The sequence below is a fragment of the Facklamia hominis CCUG 36813 genome (assembly GCF_000301035.1).
GTDB lineage: Bacteria > Bacillota > Bacilli > Lactobacillales > Aerococcaceae > Facklamia > Facklamia hominis.
This window is the reverse complement of sequence record NZ_JH932292.1, coordinates 1497800-1523645: the sequence shown is the minus strand read 5'-3', so window position 1 is coordinate 1523645 and position 25846 is coordinate 1497800. Positions and strand designations below refer to the sequence as shown.

18 protein-coding genes are annotated in these 25846 nt (G+C 43.9%); 5 read left to right on the top strand and 13 right to left on the bottom strand.

The window, feature by feature from the left end:
- Positions 1-323 precede the first annotated feature (323 nt).
- The 5 genes from HMPREF9706_RS07115 to HMPREF9706_RS07095 form a co-directional block, all read right to left on the bottom strand.
- Entirely contained in the window at positions 324-1436 is a 1113-nt protein-coding gene (locus HMPREF9706_RS07115) for an ABC transporter ATP-binding protein (protein WP_006908689.1), read from the bottom strand.
- A gap of 95 nt (positions 1437-1531) precedes the next feature.
- The gene (locus tag HMPREF9706_RS07110; protein WP_006908688.1) at positions 1532-3700 is read right to left on the bottom strand and encodes an alpha-galactosidase; all 2169 of its coding nucleotides are present in this window, start codon (positions 3698-3700) and stop codon (positions 1532-1534) included.
- A 15-nt stretch (positions 3701-3715) separates the two neighbouring features.
- A complete protein-coding gene (locus tag HMPREF9706_RS07105) occupies positions 3716-4540 on the bottom strand; it encodes a carbohydrate ABC transporter permease (protein WP_006908687.1) in 825 nt (274 codons plus the stop codon).
- Complete coding sequence (locus tag HMPREF9706_RS07100) at positions 4527-5405, bottom strand: carbohydrate ABC transporter permease (RefSeq protein WP_006908686.1); 879 nt, start codon at positions 5403-5405, stop codon at positions 4527-4529. Before HMPREF9706_RS07100 ends, HMPREF9706_RS07105 begins: the two co-directional genes overlap by 14 nt.
- Positions 5406-5787: 382 nt before the next feature.
- Entirely contained in the window at positions 5788-7068 is a 1281-nt protein-coding gene (locus HMPREF9706_RS07095; RefSeq protein WP_006908685.1) for an ABC transporter substrate-binding protein, read from the bottom strand.
- A 117-nt stretch (positions 7069-7185) separates the two neighbouring features.
- On the opposite strand from HMPREF9706_RS07095, the gene HMPREF9706_RS07090 reads away from it, so the two are divergent.
- Both HMPREF9706_RS07090 and HMPREF9706_RS07085 read left to right on the top strand, forming a co-directional pair.
- Positions 7186-8019 (top strand): AraC family transcriptional regulator, encoded by an 834-nt coding sequence (locus HMPREF9706_RS07090; RefSeq protein WP_006908684.1) that lies wholly within the window; start codon positions 7186-7188, stop codon positions 8017-8019.
- Between the two features lie 83 nt (positions 8020-8102).
- Complete coding sequence (locus HMPREF9706_RS07085) at positions 8103-11096, top strand: glycoside hydrolase family 2 (protein ID WP_006908683.1); 2994 nt, start codon at positions 8103-8105, stop codon at positions 11094-11096.
- Between the two features lie 63 nt (positions 11097-11159).
- Here the strand turns inward: HMPREF9706_RS07085 and HMPREF9706_RS07080 are convergent, their stop codons facing one another.
- From HMPREF9706_RS07080 to HMPREF9706_RS07065, 4 genes are all read right to left on the bottom strand, one after another.
- Positions 11160-12353, bottom strand: coding sequence for an MFS transporter (locus HMPREF9706_RS07080; protein WP_006908682.1), 1194 nt, complete (start codon positions 12351-12353; stop codon positions 11160-11162).
- Between the two features lie 89 nt (positions 12354-12442).
- A complete protein-coding gene (locus tag HMPREF9706_RS07075; RefSeq protein ID WP_006908681.1) occupies positions 12443-14464 on the bottom strand; it encodes an amidase family protein in 2022 nt (673 codons plus the stop codon).
- Positions 14465-14716: 252 nt separating this feature from the next.
- Positions 14717-15904, bottom strand: coding sequence for a M20 metallopeptidase family protein (locus tag HMPREF9706_RS07070; protein WP_006908680.1), 1188 nt, complete (start codon positions 15902-15904; stop codon positions 14717-14719).
- A 12-nt stretch (positions 15905-15916) separates the two neighbouring features.
- On the bottom strand, positions 15917-17335 hold the full coding sequence (locus HMPREF9706_RS07065; protein WP_006908679.1) for an MFS transporter: 1419 nt from the start codon (positions 17333-17335) through the stop codon (positions 15917-15919).
- A gap of 137 nt (positions 17336-17472) precedes the next feature.
- On the opposite strand from HMPREF9706_RS07065, the gene HMPREF9706_RS07060 reads away from it, so the two are divergent.
- A complete protein-coding gene (locus tag HMPREF9706_RS07060) occupies positions 17473-18804 on the top strand; it encodes a winged helix-turn-helix transcriptional regulator (RefSeq protein ID WP_006908678.1) in 1332 nt (443 codons plus the stop codon).
- Between the two features lie 69 nt (positions 18805-18873).
- Here the strand turns inward: HMPREF9706_RS07060 and HMPREF9706_RS07055 are convergent, their stop codons facing one another.
- Entirely contained in the window at positions 18874-20301 is a 1428-nt protein-coding gene (locus HMPREF9706_RS07055) for a DUF92 domain-containing protein (RefSeq protein ID WP_006908677.1), read from the bottom strand.
- A 529-nt stretch (positions 20302-20830) separates the two neighbouring features.
- Positions 20831-21202: a hypothetical protein gene (locus HMPREF9706_RS07050; RefSeq protein WP_006908676.1), complete on the bottom strand. Its 372-nt coding sequence runs from the start codon at positions 21200-21202 to the stop codon at positions 20831-20833.
- Between the two features lie 203 nt (positions 21203-21405).
- Between HMPREF9706_RS07050 and HMPREF9706_RS07045 the strand changes: the two genes are divergently transcribed.
- Positions 21406-21960, top strand: coding sequence for a QueT transporter family protein (locus HMPREF9706_RS07045; RefSeq protein ID WP_006908675.1), 555 nt, complete (start codon positions 21406-21408; stop codon positions 21958-21960).
- A 116-nt stretch (positions 21961-22076) separates the two neighbouring features.
- Positions 22077-23114, top strand: a complete 1038-nt coding sequence (locus tag HMPREF9706_RS07040; protein ID WP_006908674.1) for a YeiH family protein — start codon at positions 22077-22079, stop codon at positions 23112-23114.
- Between the two features lie 677 nt (positions 23115-23791).
- Here the strand turns inward: HMPREF9706_RS07040 and HMPREF9706_RS07035 are convergent.
- Together HMPREF9706_RS07035 and HMPREF9706_RS07030 are read right to left on the bottom strand one after the other, a co-directional pair.
- Positions 23792-24409 carry a CadD family cadmium resistance transporter gene (locus HMPREF9706_RS07035; protein ID WP_006908673.1) on the bottom strand — a complete coding sequence of 206 codons (618 nt, stop codon included), beginning with the start codon at positions 24407-24409 and terminating at the stop codon, positions 23792-23794.
- A gap of 31 nt (positions 24410-24440) precedes the next feature.
- Positions 24441-25691: a DUF7309 domain-containing protein gene (locus tag HMPREF9706_RS07030; RefSeq protein ID WP_006908672.1), complete on the bottom strand. Its 1251-nt coding sequence runs from the start codon at positions 25689-25691 to the stop codon at positions 24441-24443.
- Positions 25692-25846 lie beyond the last annotated feature (155 nt).

Here is a 25846-nt window from a genome sequence, read left to right as displayed (position 1 = left end):
ATTTCCAATCCTTTTTAGTACTCTCAACGCTACAAGAGTTACAATTTCAACCCTTTTTAGTACTCTCAGCCCAACGAGAGTTACAATTTCGACCCGTTTTAGTACTCTCAACATGCTGAGAGCTACAATTTATCCCCTTTTTAGTACTCTCAGCTCACCAAGAGTTACAATTCCAACTCATTTTAGTACTCTCAAACCAACAAATGTTACAACCCCACACCGCCTTAATACCCTAGAGCCCGTGAGACCGCAACCAACTCTTTCGCCCTCACTACACAAAAAAAGCCCAGAGCTTCGCGCTCTGAGCTAGATAACAATCTTATTTATTCGGCTTCATCAATACGTCGCTGGGTCGCCTTATCAAAGAAGTGGGCTCGGTTCATATTAAAGGCAAACTCGATGCTTTCACCAGGATCTCTTTGTTGGCGGTCATCCATGCGGGCCACGAATTCATCGCTCCCCTTCTTAAGATAGATGATCGATTCCGCACCCAACAATTCAGCCACCGTAATCTCAGCCGAAGTGACGGTCTCCGGTGTGGTATCAAATACAATCGGCTCATTATGGATATCTTCCGGACGAATACCAAAAATCAATTCCTTGCCTTCGTAACCAGCCTTATCCAGCATTGCCTTGCTAGGTAGCGATACCGGAATATCCAAACCATTGGCATTGTGAATACGACCATCCTGATAGGTCACCTCGAAGAAATTCATGGCTGGTGAGCCAATGAAGCTCGCTACAAACACATTGTCTGGGCGATTATAGACTTCTTGTGGGCTACCGATTTGTTGCACCACACCATCTTTCATAATAACAATCCGCGTCGCCATGGTCATAGCTTCTGTCTGGTCGTGAGTGACATAGATCGTGGTTGTCTTGAATTGACGGTGAATCTTAGAAATCTCTGCCCGCATTTGCACCCGCAATTTAGCATCCAAGTTAGATAGAGGTTCATCCATCAAGAAGACCTTGGCTTCACGCACGATCGCCCGGCCCAAAGCCACCCGTTGTCGTTGCCCACCGGATAATGCCGCCGGCTTGCGGTCTAAATATTCTGTCAAGCCTAAAAGGGCTGCCGCTTCCTTAACCCGTTGATCAATCTTGGCCTTGTCATACTTACGCAACTTCAAACCAAAGGCCATATTATCATAGACCGTCATATGTGGATAAAGCGCATAATTCTGGAAAACCATGGCTATATCCCGATCCTTAGGTGCCACTTTGTTCATTAACTGACCATCAATATAGAGCTCTCCTTGGGTAATCTCTTCCAAACCAGCAATCATGCGAAGAGTGGTCGATTTCCCACAACCGGAAGGCCCTACAAAGACGATAAATTCCTGATCAGCCACCGACAAATTAAAATCCGTCACTGAATAATCAGTTGCATTGTCATATTTTTTATAGATATTCTTTAAGTTAATTTCTACCATCTGAAACACTCCTTTATGTCAAAACCGCAAGGCACTTCCTATCTCAACCAACTCGGTCTCACTGAGGAAGTTCCCACACAAATTGTTAACGCCACCTATTGAATCTTCTTAAAATGCTGCAGTGACGTTTGGAAATCACCGCGAGGAACAACCATGGTTAGACCGGCATAAATCAATTCGGCTCCTGAATAAATTTTACCAGAGGACTGTTCTTGATAAAAGGCGTGCGGGTCTAAATTCTTTAACTTAAGGGTCAGTTCACTCTTCTCCAAGGTCGATAAGACACGTCCATAAAAGACGATCAGCTGGTCTTGATAGCTAAACTGACAGGCCCAATCATTGGGAAAATGCTCCGGATCTAACAAGCGCGTCCGTTGACCCCTTTGGATAATCGGTCGAATGGTCTTGTAGAAAGCAACTTGCTGGGCCACTTGCCCTAATTCCTCATTCGAAAGTTGGCAAAGGTCCAATTCATAGCCCAAATTCCCCGTCATGGCCACATCCCCCCGCGTCTTCAAAGGCGTCGTTCGGTTCATCTGATGATTAGGTACAGCGGAGACATGCGCCCCCATGGCAATCGTTGGATATAAATAAGTATGACCGTGCTGAATGGCTAGTCGCTCAATCGCATCCGTATTATCGGACACCCAAACTTGTGGGAAATAGCGCATCACCCCCAGGTCATTGCGTCCCCCACCCCCGGCACAGGATTCAAATAATACGTGTGGGAAAGTCTGCGTGAGATAAGCCATTAAGTCATAGACCCCTAAGAGATGTCGGTGGGGCTGCATCAAGGTGTCACTGAGACTAGTTCCATTACCCACATCGGTGATATTGCGGTTCATATCCCACTTGATATAGTCGATGGCATATCGGCTTAAGAGATCCCCAAACAATTCTTTGAAATAAGCGACCACTTCCGGATTGGCATAATCCAGAACAAGTTGACTGCGGGCATAAGTGTGACTACGCCCTGGCACTTGAATCACCCAGTCTGGATGCTGACGGTAGAGATCGGATTCTTGCGAGATCATCTCAGGTTCAATCCATAAACCGAACTTCATCCCCCGATCATGCACATAATCAATCAGGCGGCTCAAGGGTCCCCCCAGCTTGGATTCATTGACCACCCAGTCACCCAGAGCCCGTTGATCATCTTGCCGATCGCCAAACCATCCATCGTCCAAGACAAAAAGTTCAATGCCAACTTCTTGAGCCTTATCGACAATCTGAGTCAATTTATCAAAGTTAAAATCAAAATAAGTCGCTTCCCAATTATTAATCAGGATAGGGCGCAATTGCTGGGAATAAGCCGGCGGCATAATATGGTCTAAGATAAAGGTCTGGCTAGCCTGACTCAAGGCATTTAATCCTTGAAAAGTATAAGTCATCAAAGCGACCGGACTTGAAAAACTCTCGCCTGATGCTAAGCGCCAATGCAAGAGGTCGGGATGAATACCAATGCCTAAACGCACTTCTTCCAATTGATTGCACTGGGCAAAAGCTTGGAAATTACCACTATACATTATTTGTAAGGCATAGGCCTGGCCTGCGTCATCCTGAGTCAACCGGTCTGCTAAAATAATGGCTGGTGTTTGACCATGCCCGCTGGCCCCACGACTAGACCCTATTTCAAAGTAACCTTGCTTGAGAGCTTGCCGCTGGAATCGTTTCTCGCGACCATAAGCACCCTGGAAGCTGATCACATCATAGGCCCCTGCCGGTAGATCCAACATAGCGGATAAGCAAGTGGCTAATTCAATCGTTTCCCCAGTCTGATTAACCACTTCCTGAAAACAAGTCAAAGTCGCACTGCCTTCATAAAGGGTATAATACAGATTCAAATATAGGTCCAAAACCGTGTCTTTAAGCTGCAATTTCAAGGTCTGAGCCTGTCCCTCTTTGGCATGGGGACTAGGAAGCCCGACTACTTGAGGCACCCCATCTAACACTTGATAATCGACATAACGAAAATCCGTGACTTGATTGTTAGTATGGTTGATTCGAATGGACGGCTTGCGAAAATCCCCCCGCCCCACTTGTCCCAGCACTTGACGCTGGGTATCCATGGAGAAGGTCCGGTCTTCAGACCTTGGATTTGGTGAAAAAGCATGGTCCATTTCATGCATGGCGTTAGCATGATGATAAGAAGCAATCGGCCCCCCAAAGTGTCTTAAAAAGAGTCGGCCTTCCTTTTCTTCCATAATCAAGGCCACTTGGTCATTCACTAAATAAAATAAATTCTCCGCTTTACAGATTTTCATAGCGTATCCTTCCTATTATTTAACAGAACCCAGCATACCCGCTACAAAATAACGTTGTAGACAGAAGAAGATGATCAGGGTTGGCACCATGGAAATCAAAATCGCCAACATAATCATGCCATAATCGGGTGCATAAGAGGCACCCAGGTTGGATAGAAGAATCGGCACGGTCTGCTTATCCGGCGATAAAAGCGTCACTAAAGGCCATAGGAAGTTATTCCAAGAGCTCATAAAGGTAATAATCGCTGCTGCTGCATAGGAATTCTTCATGGTTGGCATGTAAATTCTAAAGAAGAGCCCCCATTCGGATAAGCCGTCAATTCGGCCCGCTTCTAATAATTCCCGCGAAAACATCTTGGTATTTTGTCGGAAGAAGAAAATTAGAAAAGCCGTGGAGATATAAGGCAAGTAGACCGATGCGTAGGAGTTAATCCCAATGGCGGACGAGACTTGCCCCATGGATCCAAAGAGACGGAATAAGGGAATAATGATCGCCGCAAAGGGAATCATCATCGAAGCAAGCAATAAATTAAAGATAAAGTCTGACAACTTGGACCGATAGATCTCAAAGGCATAACCAGCCATCGAGGATAATAAGAGCGCCAGCACGGTTTGGCATAAAGCAACCAAGGCTGAATTAATAAAGGCCCCCATCAAGTCTGTCTGCGCCATCAAACTCTTCCAATTCTCCAATAGATGAACACCTGGTAATAAGCGACCACTGGTCACATCAATACTGGCATTGGTCGCCGACACAATCAAGAAATAAAAAGGAAAGGCAAAGACAATTGAAATCAAGAATAAAAAAAGATACATTAAGATTTTTTTATGCGGCTTCATTTTTTCCACCTACCACTAATTGAATACTCGACAAGATAATAATAACAACTGCTACTACAAAAGAAACGGCCGACGCATAACCAAAGTCAGGAGTGTACTTGAATCCTAAGTTATAGATATATTGGGACAAGGTTAAAGTAGCATTACCAGGCCCTCCTTGAGTAATGTTCATGGTCTCATCAAAAAGCTGCAAGGTCCCAATGGTTGAGGTAATCGTTGTAAAAAGAATGACTGGCTTCAAAAGTGGCGCCGTAATCCGAGTAAACTTAGTCCAAGCACTGGCTCCATCGATATCTGCTGCCTCATAAATCGAAGGTTCAATATTCTGCAAGGCCGATAGGAAGAAGATCATATTGTAACCCGTCCACCGCCAAGTAATGGCTAGAATAATGACAATCTTGGACCAAACCGGATGAGACAACCACAAGATTGGTTGGTCGATCCAATGGAAATCCATCAATAAGTTATTAATAATTCCATTATTGGCAAATAAATACTTAAAAACTAAGGAATAAGCCACTAAAGAAGTGACCGAAGGAAGATAGACAATCGTTCGGAAGATCCCCTTCCATTTTAAAGTGCGTTCATTTAAGACCACCGCAAAGAACATGGCTAAAACAATCATAATTGGCACTTGGAAAATCAAGAAAATGAGGGTGTTTTTGAAGGCCTCAATAAACACCGGATCCCGCAAGAGCCGTTGATAGTTACTTCCACCCACAAACTTAAGATTGGTTCCTGAACCGCTTTGTAGCGAGATCAGAAATGCTTGAAGCATGGGGTAAAAATAAAATAGAAAGATCAAAAGCGTTGGAATGAGGATAAAAAGCCAACCGATTTTTCGACGATCTTTTTCTGATACCATGGTAATAAACCTCCTGTAAAAAAAGAGGCTGTGACATGAGTGTTACAGCCTCCTAAATGCAAACTGGCAATACATGAGTGACATGAATCACTCCAATATATCTTTCAAATTTTTAGCAGTGCGAGACGCTTTTTGTCGCACTCTCTAGACCTGCTTCCAGTCGCATCTCCTTAGGTCTAAGCCAATCGTAGCTCGGGGGATTTTGTTCACCCTAGCTGCTACGCTTGGCTTATCCTACAGGAGATAACCGCACCTGGTCGCACTCTTTCTAAACCTGCTTCAAAAAGCTGATCCTTGCCAATAAGCACTCCCTCTCGGGCACACTTTGGTGCTTCGAGGGTTTGCTTATTGCGGCGGATCATGACGCTTTTTGTCGCACTCTTTAGTTTAATTGGTTTTCTGCTTGGGTTTGGGCGTCTTTTAAGATTTGGTCGAGGTCGCCGCCAGATAAATATTGTTGTAGCGCATTCTTAAGAATGTCTTCGACCGCATATGTATGTGAACCATAGTTAACGGATGGAATTTGTTCAGCCCATTGAGCAAAGTCTTTATAAATTTGTTGTCCGCCGAAGTAGTCTACTTCTTGATTGTAAACATCGGTTTCAAGCATTGGAGTGTAAGTTCCAAGAACCCCAATTTCATTCATTGCTTGTTCATAGAATTCTTTGCTGCCACCAATAATCGTACCGATAAATTTAGCAGCCGCTTCAGAATTTTTAGTATTTAAGACATAGAAGGAAGATCCCCCTAAGTTCGAAGCGTTAACTGATCCTTCAACATTATCTTGTTTTGGCCATGGAACCACTGCCCATTTGCCTGCTTGATCTTCTTGAGCCACAACAGATGGTGTAATCCAGTTACCTTGAGGAACGGTTGCTACTTTACCCCCGTTGAAGGCTTGTAACATTTGAGCCCAGTCAGAGTGAATATTGACGATATCTGCATCGTACATTTCTTTGAAGACCGTAAAGGCTTCTTTCAAAGCTTCATTGTCAGCAATCCAAGGTGTCACACCATCTTCTTTAGTATACCAAGCACCACTGGCATTAATCATAGCACGAATCAGACCCAAGTCATTCAAGTCCATTGATAATAGCTTCACATCGGTTGTTTCTTTAATCTTTTTACCGATTTCAGCTAATTCACGCCAAGTAATATTCGTAACATCCTCTAAAGTATAACCTGCTTCTTCCAATAAATCCTTACGGATATAAAGACCCGTTACCCCTGTATCAAAAGGTACACCGTAAGATTTATCATTAGCGGTCGTTGCTTGAACTTTATAATCTGCGAAGTCTTCTTTGTTGTAATAGTCATCTAAAGGCACAAAGGCATCTGGGAATGCGGTTAAGAAGCTTTGAGCCCGGTAATCTTCAATTAAGACAATATCAGGAAGTCCCTCTGTCACACCTGAACTTAATGACGTATTCAAACGTTGAACAATATCATTTTGCGCACTTTCCACAATATCCAAATCAAAATCCGAATTATCCTTCAAATAGATATCCCGTGCAATCTCCAAGGCCTTGATGTTAAAGTTAGGATCCCACGCCCAAACTGTCACCTTTTCCTTGGCTGAAACTTGCGTCATCGGTGCCAATGTTGCTGCTAATGTTGCAAATGCCATGACAACTACTGATAAAACCTTAAACAACTTTTTCATGATTATCCCCTTCCTTATTGTAAAGCGTTTTCTCCTTCATTATAACACAAGTTTTTTGTCTTAATATGTTCAAATGGATTGATTATATGGTAAAATGTTTCCTAGGAGGGATATTCCATGACACGTCAATGGCTGCAATTTCAACAACAAGCAGATGGTTTAGGACTGGATGAATGTGGCTTTCAACAGTATGATCAATTCCGCCAATATGACTACTCCGCTTTTCAAAATTATGTCATCCACTTTGTCCTTAGAGGGCAAGGACAAGTCGAGATCAACCGCCAGGTCTTTCAAGTGGGACCCAATCAAGGCTTTGTGATCCGGCGCGGCGACCACGCCCGCTACTTTCCCCTCGATAAGGCTTGGGAATATCGCTGGATCGGCTTAAGTGGGAGCGATTTTGACCAATATATCGGTCAGTCTTTGTTGGACCACCAACGTTACTTCTCTTACGAACCACAGATGGCTTGCTTCAATATTCTCAACCAAGTGATCGACCTCTGCTTCCAACAAAAAAATCTAGCATATCGCGAGATCCTGCTTAAAAGCCTATGTTACCAATTTCTCTATGAGATTTGTCGGGAATTTCCCAATACGGACCGCCCCATAATAACTAGCCAAACAAAGAACTATGAAGAGATCGCTAATGAGTATATCCTCACTAATTTTCAGCATCCGATTACCATTCAAGATGTGGCTCATTACGTCGGGATCAGCCGGTCCTACCTTTATAAGCTCTTTAAAGAACGCTATCAAACTTCTCCCCAGTCCTTGCTGATGACCCGTCGCATGGAATATGCCAGCTACCTCCTTGGCCATACTCAATTGACCATCAATGAAATTGCCAATGCGGTCGGTTATGACGATCAATTGTTGTTTTCCAAGACCTTTAAGCGATACTATCAACAAAGTCCTAGCCACTATCGCCAACACAATCAAGGAAACATTTAACCATATTCCATCACCCAATTGCATATAGCTTCTTGCTGGTATTTTCCCTATAATAAAAGAAGATTCTAGGAGGAGGCGTTTACATGTTACTACCGAATTATTTTGAAGACCTGTCCCTCACCGCTTTGAATGTGGAGGCTGACCGGTCTTATTTTATTCCTTACCGAAAAGCGGATGACTTCGATGGCGGCAACCGTCGACAATCCTCACGCTATATCGACCTTAATGGCATCTGGGATTTTCATTATTTTGAGAACGTCCGGCACATTGACCAAGCCTATTGGCAGGCCTATTGCCAGGAATCACTCGACTATGACCAGATTCCTGTTCCTTCATGCTGGCAACTGCATGGTTATGGGCAGATCCAGTACTCCAATACGGAATTCCCAATTCCCTACGATCCCCCCTATGTCCCTTACCACAACCCAGCTGGTCTTTACCACCGCAAGATTGAGATCGATAGTCTGGAAGAAGACTACTTCTTGAACTTTGAAGGGGTGGATTCAGCCTTCTATCTTTGGCTTAATGGGCAATTTGTCGGCTATAGCCAAATCAGTCATCGCCAGAGTGAATTTGACCTGACAGACTATCTGCATGTTGGAGAAAATGACCTGCATATCTTAGTACTCCAATGGTGTGACGGTACTTACTATGAAGACCAGGACAAATTCCGCTATTCAGGCATTTTTAGAGATGTCTACCTATTACAACGCTCTAAGGCGCGAATTACCGACTACCAAATCACTCAAAGCTTTAACGACGACCTAAGCCAAGCATCCATTCATTTGGCCCTACAAGGAGTTGGTTTGGAGAAGGAAGTCAAGCTACGTCTCTTAGACCCCCAAGGAAATACCCTCTACCAAGGGTCCATGCCTGCCAATAGTGAGCTGACCATTCCGGTCGACCAACCTCTTTTATGGAATGCGGAGACCCCTTATCTATATGAAATCTACCTTGAAAGCGACCAGGAGATCATTCGTCAAGCCCTAGGTCTGCGCCAAATTGAGATTCGCGACCAGATCTTTTATGTCAACCAAGTCCCTGTCAAATTAATCGGTGTCAACCAACATGACAGCCAACCCAATACGGGAGCAACGGTGACCTTAGATGAACAAATTAAGGACTTAACTTTGATGAAGCAGTATAACTTCAATGCCATCCGTACCGCCCACTACCCTAAGACAGCCGAGTTCTATGAACTGACCGACCGCATGGGCTTTTATGTCATTTCTGAAGCAGATATTGAATGTCACGGCGTGGTCGATCTCTATGGCTTGGGAGGTAATGATAATTATAATATGATGGCAGACGACCCTGCCTTTGCCCAACAATTCAAAGACCGAATGCTGCATTCCATGCGACCATTTATGAATTATGCTTCAATCGTCTTCTGGTCGGGAGGCAATGAATCTGGTTATGGCATCTGCATTGAAGAAATGTTACAAGCGGCTCGTGAGCTCGATCCTAGCCGGCCACTCCACTACGAGGCCTATTGGTACCACGATCGGCAAAAAACCTATAATACGGACTGCCTCGACATGTGGAGCCGCATGTATCCCTCTGTGGAAGAGATTGAGGAATTGTATTTCAGTCAACCCGCTCAAAAGCCTTTCATCCTCTGTGAATACATCCACGCCATGGGGAACGGTCCCGGTGATATCAAGGCCTACTACGACTTTATGATGGCCCATGATTCCTTTATCGGAGCCTTCGTCTGGGAATGGGCTGACCATGCGGTCAACCTTAACCGCCACCAGCCTGACCAAGAGCCCCTCTACCGTTATGGCGGTGACCACGGGGAATATCCGCATGCCGGCAACTTCTGCATGGATGGACTCATGTATCCTGACCGGACGCCACATACGGGGGTCTTGGACCATCGCCAAGTCTTCCGTCCCGTTAAATTAGTCTCCTTTGATCAAGAACATTTCCAAGCAAGGATTCAAAGTTATTATGACTTTATCAATTTAAAAGACCAGGTTGACTTTAAGCTGGAAGTCTATGATCAAGCCGGTCAACTCACCGACACCTTATCCGTGGGAAGTCTAGACTGCCCTGGACAAGGGCAAGCCACACTGGACTTGAGCCCTTATCAGGAAGCCTGTTCTGATGCTGCCATGCTACGCTTAGTTGCTTACCAACAAGCTGAAGGCTACGAACTGGGCTTTGACTGTATTCAACTCCAAGCCTACCAGCTAACTGATCTACCTGCTCAAGCCAAGACTGTTTCTGTTCAAGACCTAGTTGACCGGATCGCTGTTCATATCGATGACGTCACCCTATCCATCGCCAAGGAAAGTGGCGCCATTCAGGAACTCTCCCTCAATGGCGTTGACCAGCTCACACGTCCAAGCTATTGGACCATCTGGCGTGCCCCGATCGATAACGATCGCAACATCCGTAAGGAATGGGAACAAGCCAACTACCATCATACCCGGACGCGAATCCACGACTATCAAATTGAGGAAAGCGACCAAGGCATTGATATCCGACTCAAAGGCGTCCTCAATGCCCTCGCACGGCAGACCATTCTGGACCTTGATATTCATTGGCAAATCAGCCCACAAGGCCAGGTTCATATATCTTGCCAGGTCGAAAAGAACCCGATCATGCCTTTCCTACCGCGCTTTGGAATGGTTTTACCACTAACTAGCGAATACCAAAGCGTCAACTATCTTGGAAATGGTCCGCATGAATCCTATGAAGACAAGCACCATGCTAACTTCCAAGCACGCTTTAACCAAGATATTGACGACTTATACGAAGCTTATGTCACTCCGCAAGAAAATGGGGCTCACAATCAAGTCCTCGACCTGACTGTAAAAGGAAGTCAAGCACACATAGCCGTCCAAGCCGATAGCTCCTTATCCTTTAATCTATCTGCTTATTCCATTGACCAGCTCACTCAAGTCGCCCACCGCGATCAGCTGCAAAAGGAAGACAGCCACTATCTCATTCTTGACTACGCTCAAAGCGGTACCGGATCAAATGCCTGCGGTCCAGAACTCGCCAAGGACTATCAATTAAACGATCCAAGCTTTAACTTTAGCTTCACCTTAGCCTTGATCCAAGACTAAGCTCAAGCCAACACAAAAAGCATCGTCCAGACCCAAAGTCTTCGACGATGCTTTTTGATGTTATTAAGATGGAATCGAGTCCTTTAGCCCTTGTTCGATCTGCCACATTTTCCAGGATACCCCCATCAAGATTCCCAGAATGAATACCAGCAATAAGAATAAAACCGTCACCGGCATCTTTCCTTCCATCAAGAAACTAATAAGAAGAGAAGCCAACAAGGTGGTCACCACATTGAAGCTGGCAATGGCCCCACTGACTAAGCCGGTCGCTTGCGGATAGAGCTCGCCACCAATACTGATACATAAGGAAAAGTACACTGACATAATCGCTCCCATCAAAAAGAGGCAAAGCTGCAAGGGCAAGGCTTGCTGCAAGCATAACAAGGCCAAGGACAAGCCCAAGGTAAGCCCCGTATTCATTAGAGCCAATTGTGCGGCCCTAATCCTACGTAAAACTAGGGAGAAAGCCACTGACCCCAGGGCCCCGCCCATTTGATAGATAGCCACCGTTCGTAAGGCTGCAGCGGCTTGATAGCCCTTGGTCTGCTGAAGGAAATGTGGTGTCCAAGTCAACAAAATATATTGATAGATCGCAAAGAGGCAAATCCCCGCCAAGACAGTCATCATGGCTGGAGTAGCTAAGATCTGACTGGCCTTTTGCGGTAAAGGGGCTGATCCTTCTAACCGCCTTAAGGCCGGAAGAGGACTCAAAGCCACACGCAACCAGTAAACAAGTCCAAAACCCAGCATCAAAGCATAGATCCAGCGATAGGATAGACCCGCCGCTACCGTATGTGAAACCACAAAGGATACGAACATGCCCCCTAAAGAAAAGAAGAATTGCACCAAGATCAAGGCTGAGCCGGCTTTATCCGCCAGTAAATCAAAAAGGATGGACATGGACGGGGCATCCATCAAACCATGGCCCACCCCTCCCAACAAGGCTAGCAACAATAACCCTGTAAAGGACGTCGTCCAAGAAAAACCCAGTAGAAAGATCAAAAAGCAAAGACTCCCTAATAAAACCAAGGGTTTTCTCCCATATTGGTCGGACCACTTGCCCGCTAGATAGAGAAATAATAAAGTCCCCAGGCTCTTGGCCGAGATCAACTGGGCCACCTCACCTAGACTTCGGTCTAGGCTCTGTGCCAATTGAATCAAGGAGGCATTAATAATCACATTCAAAGCCCCCTCAAAAAACATGGCCCCATAGCTAGCCACAAAGGCACTCTCTTTTAATCGTATTGAAGGCTTCATAACGCCCCTTCCTCTCCCCATGGCTCACCGCCATTTATTACTAACCGATTATAACAAGGAAGGGATGAAAGCACAATTGAGGAAAAGCGTTACTTTCTACCACGGATTTTACTTGGCCAAAGAACAAAGACCCATCCAAGCATCATAGCTGGCCAGAAGCCATTAATCGGCGCCTCGCCCGTTTCTGGTAAGAGAGTCTTGGATTTTAAGGGCTTGGTTTGGGATTGATGATCGCTTGGATCAGAGGCTGTCGCTTCACTTGAATCGTTTGAAACCAAATCTTTATCCGCCGAATCTGTCTCAGTGGCTTCAAGAGAAGTGGAATGATCTGGATTTGAATCTTGACCAGCCGCTTCCTCATGGTCTGACTCATCGTCAACCGGTGCTGGACTAGGATTTTCTGATTCCATACTTTCATCAATAGAGTCTTGCCCTGCTTCCTCTGATTGGTCTTCTGGTGTTGAAGGAGCTGAGACGGATGGTTTCTGGTAATAGAATTGACCAGCTTGTTCTAAGAGTTGACCCACTGCTAGTAAGAGTCGGTCCTGCTTCAAGCCCGCTTGGAATTGCACACCCAGTGTCCGTCCATCTTCAGCCTGATAAGTCGGTAAGGAAATCGCAGGCTCTCCTGTCAAGTTGGCCAACTGTGTAAAAGGCGTATATCTTAAGGCCGTTAACCACTGATCATAGACCAATTGAGCTAGAGCCTCCTTATCTAACAGATGACTCTCCTTAATTTGTTGCAGATGGTCTGCAGTCAACAAGGGGTCTTCTAACTTAGGAGCCAAGAAAGCCGTGCTAGGGGTTAGATAGAGTGGATAGTTTTGGCGGAATTGCTTCATTTTTTCAGCCTGTTCATGAATGCGTTGCCAAGCTAACTCACTATCTTTTTTATCGAGATGTTGGCTATATTGATATAAAACCCAGGTTGTAGGATCCACCTCATCAAATTGAATTGCTTGTTTACGTTTTTGCTGTGATAGAAAATTCGCAAAACTACCGCTGGCTGCTGCTAAGGTATAGTAATCATGCATTAAAGAAACCCCATCGATCGGAGCAGCTACTTCCTCTAAGCTAAATCCAAGACCTTTTAGATAAGCTACCATTTGATGAACGGCTTCCTGAGCCTCGGGAGAAACATCGGTATTAACGGGAGATTGTGTGCTATAGGCAATTTTTATATTCTTGGGGTCAAATGGTATCTCTGGATAGGCACTCCCTCCAAAAAAGTCGAATAATCCAACCATGTCCGTCATATTCTTGGTTAGCGGAAAATGAACGACCTGCAAGTTGGGACGGTCAGGATTCTGGTCTAAGACACCACGACTCGGCTTGTAACCGATCAGGCCGTTCCAGGAAGCAGGAATTCGAATAGACCCTCCAGCATCTGACCCGCTCGCTACGGGTGCATAATGAGCCGCTATCCCTGCGGCCGATCCACCTGACGAGCCGCCTGCTGCATATTGGGGGTCCAGTCCATTGGCTGATCTACCATAGAGCTTGGAATCCGAAATATTCTTCAGACCTAATTCCGGATAGTTAGTCTGACCTACCACAATAAAGCCAGCCTTTTTAAGATCCTTAGTGATCCGTGAATCACTACGAGACTGCGTTCCTTCCATATAGGTCAGACCATTGGTATTATCGCCGCCCTTAATCGTATGGCCTAGACCTTTTAAGAGTAAGGGGACTCCATAAAAGGGTTGCCCTTGATCTTCTAATTCCCGTGCCTCTTTTAAGGCAGCTTCCTTACGGGTCGAGATCATGGCATTGAGCTCACCATCTTTAGCCTCAATCTCTTCAAAAGCCCAATTCACTAACTGTTCACTGGTCACTCGTCCTTGACGGATGGCCTGAGCCATTTGAGTGGCCGAGCTGGTCTCGTAATCCGCTTTGGTAAAGGGAGCCAGTGGTTGGTCTTCTGCTTGAACGACTTCTGAACTAGGCGTTTCCGTAGGAGTAACCGTCTCCTCCAACTGACTGGCCGTGGTCTCAACAACTGGATCCGTCACCGACTCCTGGGCAGCCACTTGACTAAGCGGGGCATTTAAAACTAGAGGAAATAACAAACTTGATAATAGCAAACGTTGATGCCAAAGATTTCTTTTCATAGAAAGCTCCTTTTCTCAATATTATGGATGATCATTCATCACAAACTATGAAACATTATATAAGATTAAGATTTGATCGAAAAGAAATTTGCTTAATCGTATATTAATTTGTTATCAACAAACCAAACTACATTTTTATATTTCCTTTATTTCACACTAGTATCACCGTTCTAAAATAAGAACATAAAAAATCACAAGCCAACATTCCGTCAACTTGTGATTTTATAAATATATTAGCTAATTACACTAGTACTACCGATTATCCGCCAACCACCTAGTAGCAACCGTTGCTAACGCAGCTGCACCGACTGGCATCATGTCTTCATCAAACTGAACTTCAGGGTGGTGAACAGCTTTCGGCTTTTCAACGCCCTTTGGTGGACAGAATAAGTAGAAAAATGTGCTTGGAACATAATAAGTATAATGAGCAAAATCTTCCGACCCACCACTTAAAGAAGTTCCTGGGTTAGGAATGTACTTAAATCTTTGACCATTGTCTGATAATTCACGAATATAAGTATTAGCTGCATCTGCAACTGCTGGATCGTTCACTAAAGTGGGGCAATTGCACTTAAAGCTAACCTCAGCCTCACACCGGTATGCTTGTGCTATTGCTTTGACCAATTGTGGGAAACGTTCGGCTATATAATCTCTCGTCTCATTATTATGGAAACGGATCGTTCCAGCAAGTTCCGCTTTTCCTGGAATGACATTATAGGATCCCTCTGCGATAAACTTACCAATGGTTAACGTAGCACTACGAGTGTGTGGAATTTCACGAGTCAACATGCTCTGAACACCGATAACAATTTGAGATCCCGCCAAAACTGGATCCTTACCATCTACCGGTGAAGCACCATGAGATCCCTCTCCTTTAACCACAATATCAAAATTAATCGCACCAGCTGCACCAATATTCTTACCGGGCATTACTCCAGATATTGGCATATTGGGAACTACATGGAGACCAGAAGCAGCATCAACCTTAGGGTTTTCAAGAATTCCCGCTTTAATCATAGCATCGCCACCTACCAGCAACTCTTCGGCAGGTTGAAAAATGAATTTTACTTGACCTTTAAGATTGGCTTCATTTTCTTTAAGCATCTTTGCAGCTGCTAATAACATGGACGTATGGATATCATGACCACAAGCATGCATATATTGATTCTTCGAAGCATAGTCTAAGCCCGTAGCTTCTTGGATTGGTAAGGCATCCATATCTGCACGTAATAGATATGTTTTTCCTGAAGGATCTCCTAAGACAGCCGTTACACCGTGATCTCCAATGTACTGCGCTTCAATCCCATAGGATTTTAATTGTTCTTTGACAAAAGACACCGTATTATCTAACTTAAATTCAATTTCTGGATGTTGGTGTAAATACCGTCTATTAGAAACCATGTCATCCAAAAGTTCTTTTGCTCTTACTAAATAATCCATTGTAATACCTCCTTAATTTTTTTGATTAAAACGTTTTTTATGAATTGGGCGAATGACAAGGGTCACTAACAAGAAACCAATCAAGGAAATTATCACAACCACTTGAAAGACCCGACTCAATCCCAAAGCCACATTATCTGGATGGGCATTAATAATAAAGGCACTCACCGAAGATGAAATCAAAGAAGTTAAAGAACCAGCAAAAGTAGCTAGAGCTGTCCCTGCCGATAAATCAGCAGGACTCAAACTTTCTTGAACAGAAGGAGTCACCGATACTGACCGGCAACTTTCGGCAATCCCTGTTAAGCCAAAAGAAATAAATAAAGTCATAATCGACATAGAAGGGTTAATATTCATCAGTGGAATAAAGACAATCGCTACAATTAAAGTAGCTGCAGCCATCGCTTTCCACTTATTCAATGAGCTTTTACCTAGCCATACTCCAACGAAAGATGGCAATAATAAGGTTACTAACGTTCTAGGAACCGGTAATAACCCAACAACCGTTGCACTCTTTTTCAAAACTTGGAAACCTGCTAATGATCCATATGACAGCATAGGAGATTGATAGAAATAACAAGTTATCGCAATCATTAATAAAGTCACAAATTCACGATTAGAAAATAGGCGCATTGGAACAATAGCTTGACCACCTTGTTTTTCATAATCTTTTTCAACTTTGATAAATAGGAACAAGGAAACTAAGAAAATGACGATTCCAGCAAGAATAAAAGGATTTGACCAACCTAATTTTGGCGTGTAATTCAAGGTTAAGACAAAAGCAGAAACAACCACCGCTAACATAACCACACCTTTTTTATCAATAGCAGCTTGTTTATTCAACGAACCTTTAGGAAGGTGCTTAGCAATGAGCAATAGCGCAACAAGTAAGAAGATAAATGAGAACGAAATTGAAATAGAATAAAGCCCCTTATCCTCCAAGATTCCTGATACAACAGGACCAACAAATGTACCTAATGCAACTGAACTAGCTAAAAACCCCATATATTTAGGGACATCCACCCGCTCACCCACTAGACTGACCAATATGTAAGGTGCCGCTGTGAATGTTCCTTGTGCCAAACTAAGGATTAACCGAAAAACCGAAAAAAGTACAATCGACTTCACAAAGCCTAAGGCTAAAAGAGACACGATCGAAATAGTTCCCGCTACCAAGATCAACTTTCTAAATCCGACGATTTCTCCTAACTTACCTCCGATTGGTGTCATAACTGCTACACCGATCGTTCCAAGAATAACCACTAAACCAAAATGATCTAAGGCATTCATTCTTTCCAGAATGGGAGTCATTAAAACTGCCACTGACGCACCCGAACTAGCAATAAACAACATAAGTAAGCAACACGCAGCAATAACTAGGTTCTTACTCTTTTTTGGTAAACTGATTACCGCACCCTTTTGATCCGACATAACAATTCCTCCTTATTTTTTCTTTATATCCATTTAAGGAATATATAAAGAATAGTTTATTCTATTATAATAGGTGTAAGCGGATTAATCAATCGTTTTTTGGTATAATTATTAAAATATTTCTCATGGAGGTTCCTATGAATATTGTTTTAATCATTACAAGCTCTTTTTTAAAACCCCTTTTTGAAAAAGCCGTTCAAAAAGTCCAACTAACTCAACCATTAAATCTAAATTTTAAAATTGTCGAATATACTAATTTTAATGAAATCGTCGAACTGTATGATCAAAACCAAACCAATTTAGCTGGTGTTGTTTTCTCAGGAAATTATGTCATGCGAACTGTTTTATTAAATCGTGATATTACGGTTCCTTATGTCTCAATTAGTCAAAATCTAGTTAAGTTTTATGGTCAACTACTATCCATTGTGGTTAACTACCAAAAAAACGAATTAAATGAAGTCTATATTGATTATTTGATCCCTTTTTCCAAAGATCCAACCTTAAACTATTTTATTGAGAGTGCACAGTACGAAGACATTAATTCTGGTTTACAAAAAATATCCAATAATCTGAAAGCCAATGAACTAGAAACCATCGATACAAAGATAAAAACATTTTTATTGGAACAAAAGAAAAAAAATAAAGTCAAACGCATCCTATGTTCTTTAACAAATCTCATTCCTTTTTATGAAGAAAATCAAATTCCTTATGATGTAACTAGCCCTTCTCTACCCTTTATCATCCATAGTCTAACGGATCTTTGCCAAAACATTAATGAGGCTACTCAAACGAGTAACGAATCCATTGTTGGTGTTATTGCTGTTCATAAAAACGAAGACCTCAATCGGGTCAACCAATTAACCCAAACCTTCTTTCGTCGTTATTCCATTGATGCTTTTACCTTTATCGATGAAGGCTTCATCTATTTTATGGCTTCTCAAAAATCCTTAGCTATCATTACTAATAACGGACGTACCAATGCCTTGGCGATCTATCTCAGCTCCAACGGCATTGACTTAACCCATTTCGGAATTGGCATTAACAACTTAATACCAGAGGCCCTATCGCTCGCTAAGATGGCCGTCAAAGAGAGTCTATCAAGCAACACTCAAAATGTAATTATGAAGCCTAATGGAGAGATTCAATACCTAGATACCTACAGTGAAGAAAACAAACAGCAAACATATTCCGCAGGCTACGGAAGCTTAGTGAATGAGATCGCAAAACAAAGTAATCTATCCGCCTTTACTATTCAGAAAATTTATAACTTAATTCAACAGTCTAACAACCCTCTCCTAACTTCCAAAGATCTTGCGGCTAAGCTAGAGGTTACCCCCCGTAACGCCAACCGGATCCTCAAGAACCTCAATGAAGCGGGCTATGCAAAGATTGTCACCACTTCCCCACTAACCAAACGAGGACGCCCCAGTCGGGTTTATCAAATCCTCTTCTATGATCTCCCAAATTAAAAGACTCAAGCAGGCAAGAAACCTGCTTGAGTCTTTTGAAATTTATTTAATTTTCTTGTTTGCAGTCTTCTATCCGCCGATCACTCGCTGAACGAGATAAGCTAATAAAGCAACCAGTGTCAAACTGACTAGATTCACTCCGTTATTGGATACCCAGGAAACCCCTTGTGCGATTTCCTGCCCCTTATAGGCTGGCTTATCCTGCAGGTCACCATTTGCACCAAGATATTTCCGTTGAAAGAGCGCTCCTAGCATAGAATCAATCACAGATCCTAAGAAGCCTAAAATTATAGCCCAGCTATATCCCTTCCAGCTAAAGTCAGTCAAAGTCCATAAGGCCAGGATCACACTTCCTAAAAGGCTGGCTACGAGTCCTGGAAGGGAAACTCCTCCCGATAAACCTTTTGTCACTCGCTGACCATTGGTAATGAGATAGACCGGATGATTAAAGCGACTGCCCAATTCAGAAGCTAAGGTATCAGCAGCTGCTGCCGCAAAGACGGTCAGACCGATCCATTGATAGCTCGGATCTTTGGTTTGATGATAAAAGAGAGCCATTAATAGCGAAGGCAAGGCATTACATACCACTTGTCGCCAATTTCTTGGCTTGGATTGCCCTTTTGCAAGCTGTCCTTTTTTCCCAAAACGGGTCGCTAGTGTGCCAATTAAGAAGAAGGTCAAAAGGGCATAGGCTAGGGAAGAACCTCCTAGGCCATACATACCAGCCCCCATTACTAGGGCCGTCGTCAGTCCATCTAAGCTTAATTTGCCCTTCATAGTTGCGGTAGCTAAACAAATTAAAATGACCCCTAAATACAGTAAAAACTCAGTATCCGCCCCTTGACTCGCAAAGGCCAAAAATAAGCCCAATCCCAGAGGCAGGGTCAAATTATCCAGTCCCCGAGTGCCTTGGAGTTCGATCAACATGGCAAGGAGTCCCGCAACCAGAGCAATCATCAGTTGATGAATAAGTGGCAGTGCCGGTGCAAAAAAGCTGAGACAAACTCCACTAATTACAGTTGCCATCACCAGGACCGTCCAGGAACCTGGCCATGATTTATGAGAAAAGGCTGCAATCGGATGCTTTGCACCATAGGCCTGACCGATCAGTGCCGCCAAGCCATCGCCATAAGCCATGATCAAGACACCCCCGTAGAGGGCAATCGGCCAATTCAAGAGCCAAGACATCAGCGATAGAAACAAAAGACTCAGGGCATAGTAGACCGTTCCCCAAGAATCATCCCCTCGTTCCATCGCCTGGATGACCTGCCTTTTTTTACTCCAATAATTAATACCCACAAATAAAGCGGGCACTAAGATCAAGGCCCATAGATCCTGAAACAAAGGCGTTATAAAGACCCAATTCCCCACTAAAATATGAACCAACTTACGAGAACCTTCTTCGCTCATCTGCCACTTTTTCTGCATAAGGGTTGCTAGAATGAGCACCAAGGCGATATAGGCCAACGATAAAGCAATGCCTAGATAATTATTCATTTCTTACCTCTTCTATTCTAATTGCTATCTCTAATCCCTTCCAAGCTTAACCATCCCTTTGGCTAGCGTCAAGGTCTAAACCATGAAAAAAGCCAGCAGATCGCTGGCTAAACCTCCATTTAACATGGAACAATCCATTGACTCCTCAATCGAGAGTGTTTGAAATAATGATCACACTTACGATTAAGTAGCTGTGAATGGGGGGCACTCTGTTAAATGTGCTCTTCTGTCGTACTCTGTTTAAACCTGCTCGCAAAAGCTGGGTCTTGCCAATAAGCGATCCCCCTCGAGCGCTTTTCAAGCGCTTCGGGGGCTCACTTATTGCAGTGGCACATGCTGAGACTGTTGTTGCTTTAGCAACTTACAGTCTTACATCCGTTAGGTAAACGCAATTGCTCGCACTCTGTTTAAAACGTGTTCCAACTTGCATCCCCTGAGTTCTAAGCAAATCACGTCCTGTGCGATTTTCAATCGCCCTGTCCATGCTTTACTTAGCCTACAGGGGATAAGCGCAAGTTGTCACACTCTATTATTTTCCTAATTTTTTGAGGTTTCGGATGAGTTTGATTCCGAGTAGGGCGATAGCGATCGCATAGAGATGGGAGCTGTGTTTGTCCCAATAGGATTGAACGCTATTGCTCATGTGTGAGGCTGACTGGTGTAGGTCGCTGGCATAGTCACGGCCTGTTTCCATCCAGTCGGAGGCGTAATCTTTACCGGTTTCTAACCATTGGCTGGCTTGGTCTTTTGCTTGATTAGCCAAGACTCCGGCATCATCTTTGTATTGATTGACTTTAGCTTTGGCTTGATGCTTAGCAAGTGCACGTTGAATACCATCTTGTGAAGCACTTGCTTCAATAATTTCTTTTAATTCTTTAACTTCATTTCTTAAATCTGCCATCTTGGTCACTCCTTTGACATATGATATCTCTATTGTAACAGATTTCACCTTGTATGAATATCAAAAAGCCCTTGCATCCACGCTGAGGAATCGTTAGAATAAGTCTGTTGTCCCAGTGATGACGGGGCAGCACCTCGGCACTTCTTCCTTTGGTCGAGGTTATTACTAGCAGCTATTATGCTGACTACAAAGGAGTTGGAAAAATGAATCATCACGTATCAACAAACAGCCGTTTAACGGTATCAGACATTGCCAAAGGTGGGCTGGTCGCTGCCCTATATGTGGTCCTAACCCTCTTGGTCGCCCCCGTCGCTTATGGTCCCATTCAGTTTCGCATTTCAGAAATGTTAAACTTCCTGGGTCTCTATAATCGCCGCTATGTCTATGCCATTACCCTCGGCTGTTTTTTAGCAAACATCCCGAATGGTTACGTGGATATGGTCGTTGGGTCGTTATCGACCTTCGTCTTTCTCTGGGTCGGTCGTTGGGTTAGTCAATGGCTCCTAAAGTCCTTGAAAACCAAGCAAAGACTCTCTTTCGATCCGATGTTACTGGCCTATGCCGTCATGATTATCGCCTTTATGCTACAGATGGCTCCCATTACCATCATGATCCAGTATCTCACCCAGGCTTTAGAGCCATTTTGGTCAACCTTCTGGCCACTCTTTATCTCACTAGCCTTAAATGAAGGACTGGCCATGTTATTAGGTAGTCTGATTATCTATCCAATCAGTCGGCGGATTAATTTTTATGACTAGAATTTTTCAAGAGACTCCTTTTTAAAAAGGAGCTCTTTTTTTATCGTCATCTACCTTTTTTGACACCGGGATGATACAATAAATCAGTTATTATTATTCATTAAAGGAGTTTGAAGATGTTTCATACCAGTCAACTTAAAGGGCTGATGCTAAGTTTAGCCATCGCCCTACCCGCTTATTTCCTCGGTCAGGCCTTTCCCATTATTGGCGGACCCGTCTTTGCCATCATTCTAGGGATGATTCTGGGTCACTTCAAAACATGGGATCCCAGCTTCCAACCCGGTCTACAATTTGCCGCTAAGAAACTTTTGCAATATGCCGTTATTCTCTTGGGCTTTGGATTGAATCTCCATATCGTCTTCCAAACAGGCAAAGAATCGCTGCCCATTATCCTTGCCACCATCTCGACTGCCCTGATCCTGGCCTATGTCTTAGCCAAGCTACTAAAGATTGATCCTCGGATCGCCACCCTAGTCGGAGTCGGCTCCTCCATCTGTGGAGGATCTGCCATTGCGGCTACTGCTCCCGTCATTGACGCCAAAGAAGAAGAAGTCGCTCAGGCTATCTCAGTCATCTTTTTCTTCAATCTGCTGGCAGCTTTACTTTTCCCTATTTTAGGGCAAAAATTAGGCTTCGACACCCATTCAGGTCAAGCCTTTGGAATTTTCGCTGGTACAGCGATCAACGATACCTCCTCCGTCACTGCTGCAGCAGCGACCTGGGATAATCTTTTTAACCTAGGCAACCAGACCCTTGATAAGGCGGTTACCGTCAAGCTAACCCGGACTTTAGCCATTATTCCTATCACTCTAGGCCTCGGTTGGTATCATAACCGCCAACAGACTGCTCAAGCTGACCAACAGTCCCTAGTCCACAAATTAAAAAATACTCTGCCCCTTTTTATCATCTTTTTCATCCTGGCCTCACTGATCACCACCCTCTGCATTCAAGCAGGAATCGACCCACAAGTCTTTACCCCTTTTAGTGCTATCAGTAAGTTCTTTATTATCATGGCCATGGCAGCGATCGGCATCAACACCGACCTTACCAAACTCATCAAGACCGGCTCAAAAGCCCTCATCCTAGGCGCCATCTGCTGGATCGGCATCATCCTCGTCAGCCTAAGCCTCCAAGCCAAACAACAATTATGGTAAAAACAGAGTGCGAACAATTGCGCCTAGCGCCGCAGCGGTAAGTGAGCCTTCGAAACACTCAAAGAGTGTTCGAGAAGGATCGCTTAACGTCCAGGCGCTGCAATTGTGAGCACGTTTTAAACAGAGTGCGACAACTTGCGCTTATCCCCTGTAGGCTAAGCAAAGCATGGACAGGGCGATTGAAAATCGCACAGGACGTGATTTGCTTAGAACTCAGGGGATGCAAGTTGAAACACGTTTTGACAGAGTGCGACAAAAGTCGCTTTGAGCCGTTGAGCTAAGCAAAAACACGAGCATTTTCGCAGAAAATGTTGAGGGTTTTAGCTTAGATTCTAGGCTCTGACTTTTGGAGCACGTTTCAACAGAGTGCGACGATGAGCGCTTATCCCCTGTAGGCTAAGTAAGAAATCGATCGGTGTGATGTTAATCACGCAGAGCGATTTTTGCTTAGACATAAGGGGATGCTCATCGGAGCACGTTTAAACAGAGTGCGACAAAAGTCGTTACCTAATGGATGTGAGACTGTCAATTGCTAAAGCAACAAGCTTCCTTTACCGAACTCCGATAAAATCTAAAACAACATAAACAGCCTGCGACAAAGGTAAAGAACCTTCTCGCAGGCTATTTTAATCCCAGTAAAAAAGCCAAGGTTGATTTTCAACGCTGGCCCCTTTATTTTAAAAGACTAGATTCCACAACCAGCTGATTGTGTGATTTTCCCATAGAATATAGATTCCCAAAAGAATAAAGACCAGGGGAACCAACCAAGTTTCATAGGTTTCAATTTGCTCACCAATTCCGGCAAACCGTGTTAAACGATAAGCGACGTAACACAAAGCTCCTGTTGCAATCGCAAAAACAAGCATGACTAGAACTAATTCAGACCAAGTCAGGCTAGCAAAGTAAGGAATATAAATGCCTAGATTATCCCCACCAGAGGCGAGGGTAATCAAGGCCATATTCAGCCACTGGGCAGAATGCTTTCGCCCGGTTAACCGACTGAGAATATCGGCTTCCTCGGCTTCTTCTTCGCCCACCAACGCTAAACGAATCCCTAGTGCTAAGGGAATCAACCCCAAAAGTCCGATCATTTCATCGCTTGGCAACTGCTTCAAGAAGTAGGCTACTAACAATGAAATAACCACTAGTATGGCCGTTCCAAGATACTGCCCCCAATAAATCTGCCTACGCGCTTTAGATCCATGGACCGCCGCAAAGACAATCAACAAAATGAACAAATAGTCCATCGAAGTGGAAACAAATACCACTAAAGAAGATAAAATTAATTCAAACATTGAAGATCCTTTCTTATTAAGTTCTTAATCATTAACTTTGATTCAAAAAGTGTCGAATTCGCTGCTTAAAGGCGATCGGAATATTGGAATCTAAGGCGTGATATAACTGCCAAAGAATCGTCTCTCGAATATCCCGCGGTAAAGCATTGGGACTACCGATCTCTTCTAAGATTCGCAATTGGTCAGCTAAGGTTGCCAGATCCCACTCCTCAAGATCAAGATCTCGCTCAACCAGGTCTTCCGACAAGGAATGCTGAAAGAGGTCTTCCTCAAAATCACGGACTAAGCCACAAGCCGTTGGATCAATCTGACAATCAATCCCCAAGCCAGCTGCTAAGGGTTGCAATAATTGAGCCGTTCGCTCATTGGTCACACAGATCCGATGAGGAGCACTACCATAATCCACCAATTCCTTCATTAGCTGATTGAGCATCCCTGAAGCCTCTTGCCAGTACTCCCGAGCAAATCCCGTTATAAAACAATGAGTAGAAGCAGCATCCACCCCCACTAATGAATACATAAAAAACGGTGCTTGCTTAGCAAACTCTTGGATCGGTTCTGGCATAAGGACTAGGTCCAATTGAAGATCTGCGGTTTTTGGCAATTTCTTTAAGCGAGCTAATTCCAACTCATTCAGCCGCTGGTGGCGAATCACTGGCGACCGCCCCTTGGTTGGCTGAGGAGTCGTAGCCACAATCTGATAGCCTTGCACCTCTTTTTTCATCAAAGGAATTGGCTGTCCCTTACGCAAATCAGGAATCAAGCGAGCACGCTCTGGTTGCGTTAATCCCTCCAAAGCCAGCGCCAAATCTAAGGAGGCTTGTAAAGCAGCTTTGATCACGCTTAGGTCCTTCTTAGCCACTGGTTTCCAAGGCAAGTGGTTGGAACGACAAACTTCAATACTCGGAAAAGTCTGCGGCCCTCTAACCCGGATGCCCTGATCTTGACGAAAAGCTTGAATCAAGGCGACATCTTCTGGATCCGACTCCTCCTTATTGAGAAAGCTAACCTGCAAATAATCTTGGTCTAAAAATAATTCTTGCTGGTGTAAAGGGCTAAAACAAGGTTCTTGGCTTGATTCCATCACCCGCTTCAACTGATAGACTTCTTTGGGATCTTGATAGATGGATAAAGCGATATGTTCTCCCAATATCCCTAAAACAGACAGATAGATCGTCTTTTTACCCGCTAGGTCCACTGCTATTACTTGGTTTTCATTTAATTTTTTCCATAGTTTGCATTGACGATAATCATGAGCTAACTGAAGTAGTTCCTTATCCATTCGATTCCCCCTCTCCTATAAATGTCCTATTTCCTTAATTTCAGTATAAAGGAGTCAAAGCGCTTAATCTAGTCATACTCGAAAATAAACGATATCCGCCTCCCCTCCCCATAAAGAGCAACTAGCAAGTGCATCCAAATTGACAGCCAAAATTG

Bases quoted from the DNA above. Each gene is read 5' to 3' on its own strand.
- HMPREF9706_RS07115 (WP_006908689.1), bottom strand. From the start codon at position 1,436: ATGGTAGAAATTAACTTAAAGAATATCTATAAAAAATATGACAATGCA.
- HMPREF9706_RS07110 (WP_006908688.1), bottom strand. From the start codon at position 3,700: ATGAAAATCTGTAAAGCGGAGAATTTATTTTATTTAGTGAATGACCAA.
- HMPREF9706_RS07105 (WP_006908687.1), bottom strand. From the start codon at position 4,540: ATGAAGCCGCATAAAAAAATCTTAATGTATCTTTTTTTATTCTTGATT.
- HMPREF9706_RS07100 (WP_006908686.1), bottom strand. From the start codon at position 5,405: ATGGTATCAGAAAAAGATCGTCGAAAAATCGGTTGGCTTTTTATCCTC.
- HMPREF9706_RS07095 (WP_006908685.1), bottom strand. From the start codon at position 7,068: ATGAAAAAGTTGTTTAAGGTTTTATCAGTAGTTGTCATGGCATTTGCA.
- HMPREF9706_RS07090 (WP_006908684.1), top strand. From the start codon at position 7,186: ATGACACGTCAATGGCTGCAATTTCAACAACAAGCAGATGGTTTAGGA.
- HMPREF9706_RS07085 (WP_006908683.1), top strand. From the start codon at position 8,103: ATGTTACTACCGAATTATTTTGAAGACCTGTCCCTCACCGCTTTGAAT.
- HMPREF9706_RS07080 (WP_006908682.1), bottom strand. From the start codon at position 12,353: ATGAAGCCTTCAATACGATTAAAAGAGAGTGCCTTTGTGGCTAGCTAT.
- HMPREF9706_RS07075 (WP_006908681.1), bottom strand. From the start codon at position 14,464: ATGAAAAGAAATCTTTGGCATCAACGTTTGCTATTATCAAGTTTGTTA.
- HMPREF9706_RS07070 (WP_006908680.1), bottom strand. From the start codon at position 15,904: ATGGATTATTTAGTAAGAGCAAAAGAACTTTTGGATGACATGGTTTCT.
- HMPREF9706_RS07065 (WP_006908679.1), bottom strand. From the start codon at position 17,335: ATGTCGGATCAAAAGGGTGCGGTAATCAGTTTACCAAAAAAGAGTAAG.
- HMPREF9706_RS07060 (WP_006908678.1), top strand. From the start codon at position 17,473: ATGAATATTGTTTTAATCATTACAAGCTCTTTTTTAAAACCCCTTTTT.
- HMPREF9706_RS07055 (WP_006908677.1), bottom strand. From the start codon at position 20,301: ATGAATAATTATCTAGGCATTGCTTTATCGTTGGCCTATATCGCCTTG.
- HMPREF9706_RS07050 (WP_006908676.1), bottom strand. From the start codon at position 21,202: ATGGCAGATTTAAGAAATGAAGTTAAAGAATTAAAAGAAATTATTGAA.
- HMPREF9706_RS07045 (WP_006908675.1), top strand. From the start codon at position 21,406: ATGAATCATCACGTATCAACAAACAGCCGTTTAACGGTATCAGACATT.
- HMPREF9706_RS07040 (WP_006908674.1), top strand. From the start codon at position 22,077: ATGTTTCATACCAGTCAACTTAAAGGGCTGATGCTAAGTTTAGCCATC.
- HMPREF9706_RS07035 (WP_006908673.1), bottom strand. From the start codon at position 24,409: ATGTTTGAATTAATTTTATCTTCTTTAGTGGTATTTGTTTCCACTTCG.
- HMPREF9706_RS07030 (WP_006908672.1), bottom strand. From the start codon at position 25,691: ATGGATAAGGAACTACTTCAGTTAGCTCATGATTATCGTCAATGCAAA.